The organism is Paracoccus liaowanqingii, assembly GCF_004683865.2.
Taxonomy (GTDB): domain Bacteria; phylum Pseudomonadota; class Alphaproteobacteria; order Rhodobacterales; family Rhodobacteraceae; genus Paracoccus; species Paracoccus liaowanqingii.
On sequence record NZ_CP040765.1, the window covers coordinates 31,383 to 43,412 of the forward strand.

Here is a 12,030-nt window from a genome sequence, read left to right on the forward strand (position 1 = left end):
CCTGAACGAGAGCTCTGGCCGTAATTGCGAAGGGCTCCCCTCATGTGGCTTTTCGATACAGAATGAAGATCGATTCCATTTCACGGGCCAATCGAGCGAGCATGACATTGCATGCACCGGCGCTTTCTTTCTCAAGCGACAGGACTTTCACAATGCACGATGTGATCGAGGAAGTTCGCCTACCTGCACCCGTCGCCCGTCCCAGATTGGCCGTCGTGATCAGTTGCTACAATTATGAACGGTTCATCGGCGCTGCCATCGACAGCGTCCTTGCGCAGCGCCGCGGCGATTGCGAAATCGTCGTCGTCGATGATGGATCGACCGATGGGTCTTGGCAGGTCATCGCGCAGACACGCGTCAATGCGTTGCGGATAAGCAATCGGGGTCAGGTCGGCGCCTGTCTTGCGGGATTCGAACGGACTACGGCGCCATTCGTTCTGTTTCTTGACGCTGACGACATCCTCAAACCCGGCTCACTGGCCCATATCATCGACCGTCTGGACGACAAGGTGGCCAAGCTGCAATTTCCGCTGACCCGGATCGACAGCATGGGTCGCGTGTTGGGCGCCGGTTTGCCGGCGCTTGAAGATTTTCGCGACAGTATCGGACTGATGGAGCAGGTCCTCCGATCAGGCGCCTATGTTTCGCCGCCGACCTCTGGAAACGTCTTTCGCCGTGACATCTGCGCACTTTTGCCCGAGATGAGCTACGATACCGGACTTGATGGGGTGACCCTGTTCGCAGCCCCGTTCTTTGGCGATGTCGTAAGTCTTTCGAAAGAGCTTGGCTGTTACCGCGTACATGCCAACAACATGTCCGGCCAAGGCAAAGGGCCCAACGCGGACGGGATCAGAAAGGACCTCAGGTATTTTTCCCTGCGGATGAAGCATCTGCGCCGTATCCTTGACCGCATCGGTCATGGCCGGCAGCTTGCGCGCACCGAAGACATGTATTTCTACATCGAGCGTCAGCTGTGTGCGGAAATCGCCTCGGGCCGACGCCCTGGCCTTCGCAACGTCATCCGCCTCGTCGGCAGGATGCGGCATCAACACATGCCCCTGAAATCACGAAGCGCGATGACGATGTTCTTTCTCCTGGCGACGATCCTTCCGCCGAAAAAGGCCCAAAGCCTTCTGGCCTACAGATTCAGGTTCGGGCCTCGTTCGATGTTCGGGTTCGTGACGGCCCTGATTCAAAGATCATAGATGTGAAAAATGCCGTCGATACGGTCTCTGGAGGAAGATGCATGAAATGGTGGTTGGCTGTCCTTGCAACCGTTGTCTCGGGTCTGCCCGTCGCGGGCCTGTCCGACACCGCGTCGGGCAATGCCCCCTATGTCCTTGGGCCGCAGGATGGCTTGGCGATCAGGGTCAATACGCTGCGTCGCGACACCGGCGAAATCTATACCTGGGGACCGCTCAGCGACGATTTCTCGGTCGGCGCGGACGGAATGATTTTCCTGCCGATCATCGGGCAACTGACGGCCGCAGGACGGACCCCCGAAGCACTGGCCGTTCTGATCAGCGAAGAGATGAGAATGGTCGCGAACCTTGTCGAACTGCCCTCGACCACCGTCGAGGTCATCAGCTATCGCCCCGTCTTCATCATGGGCGCGGTCCAGCAGCCCGGACGCTATGCGTTTCAACCCGGCATGACCGTGCTGCAGGCCCTTGGCACTGCGGAAGGCTTTGCAAGGTCGCCGGACATGGCCACGACCCAACGCGATGCGATCACGGCAAGCGGCAGGATCCGGGAACTGATGGCCGAACACATTGCCCTGCAGACCCGCCTCGCGAGGTTCACGTCCGAAAGCGAGGGCGGCGAGGCCGGGATCGAGTTTCCGGTCGAGCTGACATCGCGCATTAATGACGACCCCATGATCAAGGCCGCGATGATGCAGGCAACGGAACGATACCATGCCGGGCGCGAGGCGTTGCAGGCAGAGCTCTCGGCAATCGAGAATGCAAAGACGTTGCTGAACCAGGAACTGGAGACGCTTGACAGCAAGTCCGAGTCCCTGACGCAGCAGCAGAATATCTTCGATGAGGAACTGCAGCTCAGCACCGACCTGCTGCAACGCGGCCTGATCGTGTCGACCCGCCAGACCGACGCCGAGAATTCGCGGCTGGCCATTGGCAACAGTCTTCTGGATGTGCAGCTGGCAAAGCTTCGTGCCCAGCAGGCGCTTCAGGCGGCGGATCGAGGTGCGATTGATCTGCGCGCGCGCTATCGTACGGAGGCGTTGGATAATCTGGTCGCCACGCGGGAGCAGATCGAACAGAACCGGGATGAATTGCAGACGGCACAGGCCCTGCTGACCGTCGCGATGTCGCAGACGATGGAGACGTTCGATACGTTCAGACCGGGCAGCTTCACCCCCGAATACCGGATCGTGCGAAGCGGCCTTGCGGGCAACGACGAAATGGTCGTCACCGAAGATTTCCTCTTGCAGCCCGGCGATGTGCTTCAGGTGCAGATCGCGACGGCACCGGGACTGTGATCAGGCTTCGCGCAAGCCGAACCCATTGGTCATCGAGAACCTTATGCCCACAACCCGCAGCGTGACCACATAGATCGCTGCGCCCGCTGCGGCCAGAATTGCCAGCTGGGCGATGGGCCCAAGCGCAAGCAGGCTCAGTTCAGGGCGCAAAAGCAGGACCGCCGCCGCCATGGTCGCCGTCGCCAGCGCCACCCGCCACAGGTTCAGCAGCTGCGCTCTGATGCCGATCCCACCCAATCGCCGCACATAAAGCATGTAGATGACGAACATGGCGAGCCCGATCAGCAGCCTTGCGTAAAGGACGCCGTCGATCGCCAGCAGGAAGAGCCCGGCAGGAATGAACAGAAGGCGCAGGACGAATTCCACCAGGCTGATCTGGAACAGGTACGAGGGACGGTCCAGCGCCAGGCTCAACGAATAGAAGACCTGAAAATATGACGTCGGAAGGACGGCCAGCGCCAGGATCTGAAGCATCGGGGCCGCGCCCATCCATTGATCGCCAAGAACGATGAGAACCACCAGGTCGGCTGTCACCGAAAGGCCGACGCAGACCGGGGCGGACACAAGCAGGACAAAGCGCGCGACCTTCATGAACGCCTGCCGTATCCGGGCGCGATCGGTATTGATGCTCGAGAAGGCCGCCATCACTGCCTGCATTGCCGGACCGATGACGCTTTGTGACGAAAAGGCGGAGAGATCCGTGGCGATGACATACTTGCCGAAAGCCGGCATATCCACGAAGCGGCCAAGCAGGATGCGGTCCAGCTGCCAGTTCAGTGCCGCCAGAATTTGGTTGAGGCTGAACCAACCGGTAAAGCTGGCGAAGTGGGAAAAGCGCGTCAGTGACAGCGAGGGGCAATAGGGCGCGATGATGTAGGATGCGATGACGGACACCGTCACCGCCACGACCGAATTTGCGGCGATCGCCCAGTACCCCCCGCCCAGCTGCACGATCGTCACCGCAACGAAGAAGGCGGCCAGCTTTCCGCTGAACTCGACGATAAAGGTCTGCCGGAAGCTCAGATGTCGGGCAAAGCGGACCATGGCCGGACTGCTGAGACCGCGCATGAAGGGGCCCAGGGAAAGAACCAGCATCAAGGGAAACAACCGCATGTCGCCGTAGAAATGGGCAAACGGCCAGGCGGCGCACATGATGAAGACCACGAAGAGCAGGCTGCGCAGCAGGCCCAGGGTAAAGCCGGTATTCAGATCCTCGTCGTCGAAATGCTGACGACGCAGCAGGGCCTGAATAATCGGCACCTCCAGCACCATGTCGGCTGTCATGATCAATGTCATAGCAAGCGCGGTCAGCCCGAAATCCTCTGGGGTCAGAATGCGGGCCAGAATGATCAGGGTAAAAAGGTCGATGAAGCGTCCCATGAACCGCGACATGACCAACCATGCCGCACCCGTCAGCGCCTTGCCTGTCAGCATCATGGGTCCGTTCTGCGGATCACGGGTGTTCGTCCGACGCTCGCCAGCCTGTCGCGAAGCCAGCCCAAACCTGTCAGCAACCGCCTTTCGACGAGATGTGCCGCCAGGTAAGAGATCACAAGCAGCCCGACCAGCCAGACGGCAAGGGCGATCATGAAGACCGCGAAACTGGGATGGATCATCGCATACGCCTGCGCGAGCATGGTATTTATGAGCGGCACATGCAGCAGATACAAAGGGACCGACACCAGCCCCAAGAACTGCGGAACAGGCCCCATCAGGAAGCGCTGGATCCGATGCAGGGACATACTGCCATAGATGATCGCGGCCGCGGCAATCGGATAGATGGGGTCGTATCCCGCACCCCCGACCAGCAGGCCACCGAACGGCGATTGCTCGACCCCGGCCTGCGATCCCACCATCAGGCCGAAGGCCAGCACGACCCCGGGGAGGATCGGGCGCAGTCGTCCCGCCGCGCGGGCTTCTGCCAGCAGGATGCCCAGAATAAAGCATAGATACTCCGACCGGGACGCCATCATCGCCAAGACGCCGATCGCCAGGGCGGCGACCACCCGAACCTGTGCATTTCGCGGAAGGGCGATGATGAAGCAGATCGCCGAGCCCAGCAGTTCCGGCCGCATCGTCCAAAGCGCATTGTTGAAAAAAGAACCGCCGCGCAGAAAGACCGATACGAACCCGTCATACAGCGCGGCAGGCAGATCGGGCAGGTCTTGTTGATAGGTGTACCCTAACCAGCCACTACCCGTCAGGGCGCGCGCATCCGTGGCCGCGGTCGGAAAAAGCCTCAGCAGTCCCCAGGCAACAAGCACGCTGAGCGCTGCAGGAACCGCAAGGCGAATATAGCGCAACACCAGCCTTGACCAAACGGGCTGGGTCCGGCGATGCACCGCCTCGGTCAGGATCATGCCGCTCAGCGTGAAAAAGATCAGCACGGCCAAATGTCCATTCCACAGGACAGCCAAGGGCGTCCAGACGATCCATAAGGGATCGGCGGCATATTGAACCGTCAGGCCGGGCGTGAACGCACAGGCCAGATGATACGCGACGACCGACACGGCGGCCACGCCGCGCAGTCCATCAAGATAGATCATTCTGTCGGTAGAATTGACCGTACTGAACACGACGCCTGTCCTCTCGCACTATGCAAACCTGTTCATACATCCATTCGGCGATCGGGTCGCAATATCGCGAACGGTACACCTTAGTACCATGCAATAATCACCGGGCCGGGCAACAAAAATCCAGCCGAGTTCCAATTTTATATGTCCCGCCTGCGGTGCCATTTAAGCCAAGATTATATTTTGTGCACCGAAGACAGGACTGCAGAAGATCCCCGTTGATTTGACGACTGGACTCTTGCTGCGTCGTGAGATGATTCCCTCTCGCGAAACTTTTGATCTTGGTCGCGGCTTGGTGGACTAATTGACCTATCAAATCACCTCAGAATTGTGAGTCGAGGGCCTGTCAAAAAAATGTGCTCGCTTATGTAAAGCATGCGTCGAGAACTGGTGGGGCTGACATGTGCGAATTAAACGCAAAACAGCACGGCCTGATGAGATGACGAATTAAACACGGGAGGATGGCACGGTATAGGAAAAAAGCGGTACCAATCCCTCCGATCAGCTTGCCGAAGCGGGTCGCTTGTAACAATCCAAGATTATGGCTGCTCTTATACACGGGTCCACGATTAAAAAAAAAGCAGATATAAATAACCTATACTCAATGGTTCAATTTTTCTCGCCGGAATGAACGTATCATGACAGCATCGACACCAGACAAGATCCGAACCGGAAGGCGCGAATGGCGATTTCCTTCATATGCGATTAACAATGACACCAAAGGTCCGGTCAGCGATGATCACGATGAAGATTTAGCTGCCAGATTTCGTTCAAGTAAAACTTGGGGTTTTATCTAGATGAGGAAAGGACGCCCGCATGGATCATATGGGCAACTCTTTGTCGGAAAATCGTGCAGGCGCATTGGCGAGGGAAATTACCGCGAATGGCTATGCCGTCATCAGTGATTTCGTGGACCCGGTCGAACTTCACACGGCTCAGGCGTTCGTGGCCGATGCGATCGCTGCCAATGGTGGGGACTATGTCGGCTTCTCCGGGGCAGAGCAGCTGAAGGAAACTTTTCTTGCAAAGCTTGCGAACGATCCAAACTTTGCGGATCTTTGTCACGGCATCTACGAAAGTGAGGTCGGGAAAAGCGCACCCGATGTCAGCTTCTATCTGATCCTGCGTTGCCTCTCGGGACCGGGGGCCCAAAAGCACTCGATGCGGTTTCACTTCGATTCCTATGTCCTGACAGCCCTGATCCCGATCAAGATGCCGGACCATGGCAGCCCCGGTCGGCTGATTATCCATCCGAACATGCGCGGAATCCGCAAGACATATGCCCGCAACCTGATCGACAAGCTTCTGTTCGATAACCGCATCGCTCAGGCGTTATTTGCCAGGGCCTATCGCAGGGGCAGTCAGCGCCAGATCCGCCTGCCGCTCAAGCCTGGAAGTCTGTATCTGTTCTGGGGCTATCGCTCGTTGCATACGAACGAGCCGTGCGATGCTGATGCAATCCGCGCGACTGCCCTGCTGCATTATGCCGACCCGCATGCAGGCAGCCGGTTCAAGCGGTTGCTGCGTCAGCACTAGGGTATTTGCATGTCCATGTGTGGATCTCCCCGGGACGGGAAAACCGTTTTGCCCAGATCGGCACATCGACGTGACAAGGGCGGAAGGTGCGTCCTGAACCTGGCTGAACGATCTTGGGAAGTGCGCGTATGCTCAGGTCCGGAATCTTGCAGATCCGGAGCGGTGAAGAGGCCCCGCAGTCAGGATCGGGCTGTTTGGCTTCGCGCAGCACCTGCCAGGCCATGGCCCTGACTGGCTGGTCCAGGGCATGATGATCAGGCCGTTTTGGTCCCAAAGGAGACTGTAATGACCAAGATTACTCCGGTTCTGATGGCGGGCGGGTCGGGGACGCGGCTGTGGCCCGTGTCGCGCAAGAGCTTTCCCAAGCAGTTCGCCGCGCTGACGGGCGACGAGACGCTGTTCCAGGCCTCGGCCCGGCGCCTGTCGGGACCGGATTTTGCCGATCCGGTGGTGATGACGAATTCCGACTTCCGCTTCATCGTGGCCGAGCAGCTGGAACAGGCGGGCATCGCGGCCGGGCGCATCGTGATCGAGCCCGCCGGGCGCAACACCGCCCCCGCGATCCTGGCCGCCGCCCTGATGGTGGCCGAAACCGACCCCGAGGGGCTGGTGCTGGTCGCGCCCTCGGACCACGTGATCCCCGACGCCGGGGCCTTCGCCGCCGCCGTGGCCGAGGGGGCCGAGGCCGCGCGGCAGGGCCGGATCGTCACCTTCGGCATCACCCCCGACCGCCCCGAGACGGGCTACGGCTATCTGGAGCTGGCCTCGACCGGCGCGGGTCCGCAGCCCCTGGCGCGCTTCGTCGAGAAGCCCGACGCGGATCGTGCGGGCCAGATGCTGGAGGCGGGCACCTACCTGTGGAACGCGGGCATCTTCCTCTTTTCCGCCCGCGTGATGATCGCGGCGTTCCGCGCCCATGCGCCCGCCTATCTGGACCCGGTCGGGCAGGCGCTGGACGAGGCGAAGCTGGATCTGGGCTTTTTGCGACTGGCCAAGGCGCCGTGGCTGACGGTCGAGGACAACTCCATCGACTATGCGGTGATGGAAAAGGCCGACAACCTGACCGTCGTGCGGTTCTCGGGGCGCTGGTCGGATCTGGGGGGCTGGGACGCGGTCTGGCGCGAGGCGCTGGATCACGCGCCGTCCGAGCATGGCGTGGTGGCGGATGCCAATTCGACGGCCATCGACTGCCAGGACGTGCTGCTGCGCTCGGACAGCGACGATCTGAAGGTCGTGGGGATCGGGCTGCGCGACCTGATGGTCGTGGCGACCTCGGATGCGGTGCTGGTGGCCGACCGCAGCCGGGCGCAGGACGTGCGGCTGGCGGTCTCGGCGCTGAAGGCCAAGCGCGCCAAGCAGGCCGAAGCGTTCCCCCGCGACCACCGCCCCTGGGGCTGGTTCGAGACGCTGGCCTTGGCCGACCGCTTCCAGGTCAAGCGCATCGTGGTCAAGCCCGGCGCGGCGCTGTCGCTGCAGAGCCATGTGCACCGGTCCGAGCACTGGATCGTCGTGTCGGGCACCGCGCGGGTCACCGTCGACGACAGCGTGACGCTGGTGACCGAGAACCAGTCGATCTACGTCCCCCTGGGCGCCGTCCACCGGATGGAGAATCCCGGCAAAGTGCCGATGGTGCTGATCGAGGTGCAGACCGGCAGCTATCTGGGCGAGGACGACATCATCCGCTACGAGGATGTCTATTCCCGCTGTTCGGCTGACTGATCCTCGGGAACTTTACTGGAGTGGACCATTTCAAAAATGGCGTGTTAAATTCCATCCAGAAATGATGGCGTCCTAGGGTCTAGACTCATTGAGTTTCAGAGCCAGAACAGGACGGTAGAGGTGGTTCGGTTTGTCTGAACAGGTTCCGGGCGTTCTCTAAGTGGTTTTCTGCTTTGGTTACGCCGCCACCGCTTCGGGCATCGGCTGGTTGAAGTAGGCTTGGTCGGGCGTTTTCCCGTCAAGCGATGAGTGTGGGCGCCGGCTGTTGTAGAAGCCGAGATAACGACCGATCGACGCGCGTGCCTCCGAGACGCTGGCATAGGCCCGCAGGTAGACCTCTTCGTATTTGATGGTCCGCCAGAGGCATTCGATGAAGACGTTGTCGCGCCAGGCACCCTTGCCGTCCATGCTGATCTTGATCTCACGGGCAGCCAGAACCTTGATGAACTCGGCGGAGGTGAACTGGCTGCCTTGGTCGGTGTTGAAGATCTCGGGCGCATCATGACGCGCAAGCGCCTCCTCCAAAGCTTCGATGCAGAAATCCGCCTCCAGCGTGATCGACACGCGCCATGCGAGGACGCGGCGGGTGAACCAGTCCAGCACAGCGGCGAGATAGATGAAGCCGCGCGCCATCGGAATGTAGGTGATGTCCATCGCCCAGACCTGATCGGGCCGGGTGATGGGCAGTTTCCGCAGCAGATAGGGATAGATCTTGTGCCCCGGCGCCGGTTTCGAAGTGTTCGGCTTCCGATAGAGAGCTGCGATGCCCATGCGCTTCATGAGCGTGGCAACGTGCATCCGCCCGACCTTGAAACCTTCCTGCACCAGCAGGCCCTGCAACATCCGGCTGCCAGCGAAGGGGAACTCCATGTGCAGCTTGTCGATGCGATGCATCAGTTTCAAATCGGCTTCCGAGATCGATCGCGGGCGGTAATAGACGCTGCCCCGGCTGATCCCCAGAACGATGGCTTGGCGGCTGACGCTCAGCTTCGCGGTGGGATCGATCATCTTTTTGCGCTCGGCAACAGACCCGCCTTGCCGAGCGCGACGGACAAAAAATCGTTCTCCAGCGTCAGCTCTCCGATCTTCGCATGCAGGGTCTTCACGTCGATCACCGGTTCCGCCTCAGCCTTCGAGCCATCACCGAACACTCCGATCGCGCCCTCGAGCAGCTGGTCGCGCCACTGCTTGATCTGGTTCGGATGGACATCGAAATCCTGCGCCAGTTCGATCAGCGTCTTCTCGCCCTTGATCGCGGCTACCGCCACTTTCGCCTTGAATGCCGGGCTGTGGTTCCGGCGCGGTCGTCTTGTCATAGTCATCTCCTCGCCTGCAGCATCATGCTGCCGTTACGCGGAAAATCCACTTATCCCGGCTGTTCAGATTTTCGGAGCCACCTCTCTTTGCGACGGCGCATGTATTCAATCGCTGCGTCGTTGATGACGTAATCCTCGCCACCGGCCTGGAGCAAAGATAGAAAGTTCAATCGTGACTTCGAGCGGCCTGTCCGAAACACGGTAAAGCGGGCCCCGCCAATCTGCGTCGTGATCCCGTCGCGGCGGGCATGGCGGGCGCCAGTGTCATCCACGCTGATGAAAGGTGCTGTCGCCAAACCGGTCCTCAAAACCGCCCGATCTTCCGCCACGAAATCCTCGAGACGGCTGGTCAGGATCCGCACGACCTGCCGCTTGGAGATCTCCATGCCGATCCCGTTCAGGATCGAGGTCAACCGCTCCGTCGTGACTTGCCCTTGGGCATGAAGGACAAGACAGAACCGGCGCAGGTTAGCACCAAAGCCGCCGATCAATCCCGCCGGCAATGGCGCAATGATTGTGTTGCCCTCCGGCGTTAGCCACCGCTCCCGCCGATAGCGGACAAGTTCGGCAGACATGACCAGCTCGCGAACCAGAAGAGTTTCATAGCCCTTGAAGCGTGATCCTGCCGGAGCCTCGGCTCTCAGCACCTCTTCACGCGTGACACGGTCCGTGTCGCGCTTGGGTCCCCTTCGCCGAGCCGTCCCTGCTGCCTTGCCAAGGTCACGGTTCGTCGCCTTTTCCATGCCGGACGGCTTGAAAGGGGGGCGCGGTGGCAAGTTCTTCAGCCGCGCAATCTCGTCGCGCAAGACTTGGTTTTCAGCTTGGAGAGCAGCCCGGGCAAGTTCGGATTTCTCGAGCTCGCCTCTCAAGTCGGCGACTTGTGCCTCGAGCGCCCCAAACCGTTGCGACAGATCCACAGCGAGCCGACGCAGGGCGTCGGGGGACAGTGGCTCAGATCCATCATCCAAAAGCGGGTTCATACGATCTTGAATCAGACCGAGATCAAGAGCGCAACGATCATGCCCGGAAATCTGCCCCAGTTACTCCTTGGCCAATTCTCAGCCCTGGCTTGCCGCGCAGTCGGCTCAGGCCTCTGCACTGGCAGATGCGGCCCGCGATCTCGGGCGGTTGGAGGCCACGTTGCTGGCGCTGCCCGCGGCGGAGGCCGCAGGGGCCCGCGAACGCCTGGTCCATCTCGAGGTCGAGGCGATGCTGCGGGCGCAGGGGCTGATGCTGGGTCGAGACGAGATCGGCCGCGAGCTGATGGAGGCCCGTGCGGCGTCCGACCCGGAGGCGTTGCGTCTGGCACGGTGGGCGGTCCGGCGGCTGGAAGGGCAGGGGCCCCTGGCGGACCTGCCGGCCTTTCTTGGACTGCATCGCCGGGCCGCCTCCGACGGGCCATCGGCGACCAGCATGGACCTGCGCCTCCAGGGCAGGGAGTTCGATGGCGCGGCCGTTGAGTTCCTGGCGGCCGTTGATGCCTTCGCGGCGTTGCACCCGCTGGCGCGTGGGCCTGCAGCTTTGGCGCTGTGGCGCATGGCCGAGCTGTCGCCGCCGGGGCAGGTAACCGAGCCTGCCGTGTGGTCGGCGCGCCACATGGCGGCAGGGGCCGAGGGGCTGCGCTTCGTCCCCTTCGGCCGGCATGGGCGGCGGGTCTGGACCGGCTATGGTCCGCCTGTGGACCGGCTCGCCACACATCTTGCGGCGCTGCGCGCCGGTGCGCAGGAGGCGCGGGCGCTGATCCAGCGCATCGGGGCCTGGTCCGAGCAGGCCCGGGTCGCCACCACCGGCATCAAGGGCGACAACGCCGCCCGGGTCATCGCGGTGCTGGCGGCACGCCCCTTTGTCTCGGCCATGGAGATGGAGACGCGCGCCGGCATCAGCCGCCCCACGGCCGAGCGCATGCTGAAGCGCCTGAACGATCTCGGTCTGACCCGCGAGGTGACCGGCAATCGCAGGTTCCGGCTGTGGACTGTCGAAAACTGATCTTATCATGCCCTTGGGCTGCAGCACCTCGACGGCAGCTTGGGTGCAGATCCCACCACGGGATGGCGAAACACCGGAGGGCCAGATGACCCGCACGCCGGACGCGAGGACGCCCCCGGATCAGAAGCAACCTGTTCTGAAAAGCGACAGTCGTCAGACCAACTGGCGCCGAGCCAATCTGTCCAGGTAGCGCGCCCATCTCGCCGTGCAACGCGCGCTCATGTCGGGCCAGTTGCAAAAGCAGCTCTGCGAAGTCTGCGGGGCGAACTTTGTCGACGCCCATCACGACTGCTGCGACGATCCTCTCAACGTTCGCTGGCTGTGCCGGACCCATCACGTAAACCTGCACTTCTAGGGAGAGGGCATGCTCCCGATTGGCGGCATGTCTTCAAAGCAAGAC

The 12,030-nt window shown here is 61.2% G+C and carries 9 protein-coding genes and 1 pseudogene; 6 read left to right on the forward strand and 4 right to left on the reverse strand.

Annotated elements, in window-relative coordinates; all coding sequences use genetic code 11:
• The first annotated feature begins 152 nt into the window (after nt 1–152).
• Both E4191_RS22155 and E4191_RS22160 read left to right on the forward strand, forming a co-directional pair.
• Complete coding sequence (locus E4191_RS22155; RefSeq protein WP_139616482.1) at nt 153–1,205, forward strand: glycosyltransferase family 2 protein; 1,053 nt, start codon at nt 153–155, stop codon at nt 1,203–1,205.
• Between the two features lie 41 nt (nt 1,206–1,246).
• Nucleotides 1,247–2,500, forward strand: coding sequence for a polysaccharide biosynthesis/export family protein (locus tag E4191_RS22160; RefSeq protein WP_139616483.1), 1,254 nt, complete (start codon nt 1,247–1,249; stop codon nt 2,498–2,500).
• Here the strand turns inward: E4191_RS22160 and E4191_RS22165 are convergent, their stop codons facing one another.
• The gene (locus tag E4191_RS22165) at nt 2,501–3,937 is read right to left on the reverse strand and encodes a lipopolysaccharide biosynthesis protein (RefSeq protein ID WP_331459691.1); all 1,437 of its coding nucleotides are present in this window, start codon (nt 3,935–3,937) and stop codon (nt 2,501–2,503) included.
• Nucleotides 3,934–5,076, reverse strand: coding sequence for an acyltransferase family protein (locus tag E4191_RS22170; RefSeq protein ID WP_139616484.1), 1,143 nt, complete (start codon nt 5,074–5,076; stop codon nt 3,934–3,936). Before E4191_RS22170 ends, E4191_RS22165 begins: the two co-directional genes overlap by 4 nt.
• A gap of 813 nt (nt 5,077–5,889) precedes the next feature.
• On the opposite strand from E4191_RS22170, the gene E4191_RS22175 reads away from it, so the two are divergent.
• Both E4191_RS22175 and E4191_RS22180 read left to right on the forward strand, forming a co-directional pair.
• A complete protein-coding gene (locus tag E4191_RS22175; protein ID WP_139616485.1) occupies nt 5,890–6,609 on the forward strand; it encodes a hypothetical protein in 720 nt (239 codons plus the stop codon).
• A gap of 285 nt (nt 6,610–6,894) precedes the next feature.
• A complete protein-coding gene (locus tag E4191_RS22180; RefSeq protein ID WP_139616486.1) occupies nt 6,895–8,328 on the forward strand; it encodes a mannose-1-phosphate guanylyltransferase/mannose-6-phosphate isomerase in 1,434 nt (477 codons plus the stop codon).
• Nucleotides 8,329–8,505: 177 nt separating this feature from the next.
• Here the strand turns inward: E4191_RS22180 and E4191_RS22185 are convergent.
• Both E4191_RS22185 and E4191_RS22190 read right to left on the reverse strand, forming a co-directional pair.
• Nucleotides 8,506–9,644 (reverse strand): IS3 family transposase gene (locus E4191_RS22185; RefSeq protein ID WP_139616487.1). Its coding sequence is split into 2 segments (ribosomal slippage): nt 8,506–9,378 and nt 9,381–9,644, totalling 1,137 coding nucleotides; the frame shifts between segments, so codons are not numbered across the junction.
• Between the two features lie 50 nt (nt 9,645–9,694).
• Nucleotides 9,695–10,624, reverse strand: coding sequence for a transposase (locus E4191_RS22190; RefSeq protein WP_139616488.1), 930 nt, complete (start codon nt 10,622–10,624; stop codon nt 9,695–9,697).
• A gap of 67 nt (nt 10,625–10,691) precedes the next feature.
• Here E4191_RS22190 and E4191_RS22195 point away from each other — a divergent pair, with 67 nt between their 5' ends.
• Together E4191_RS22195 and E4191_RS24425 are read left to right on the forward strand one after the other, a co-directional pair.
• Nucleotides 10,692–11,630 carry a Fic family protein gene (locus tag E4191_RS22195; protein ID WP_228461930.1) on the forward strand — a complete coding sequence of 313 codons (939 nt, stop codon included), beginning with the start codon at nt 10,692–10,694 and terminating at the stop codon, nt 11,628–11,630.
• Between the two features lie 85 nt (nt 11,631–11,715).
• Nucleotides 11,716–11,985: pseudogene (locus E4191_RS24425) on the forward strand (hypothetical protein).
• The last annotated feature ends 45 nt before the right edge of the window (nt 11,986–12,030 follow it).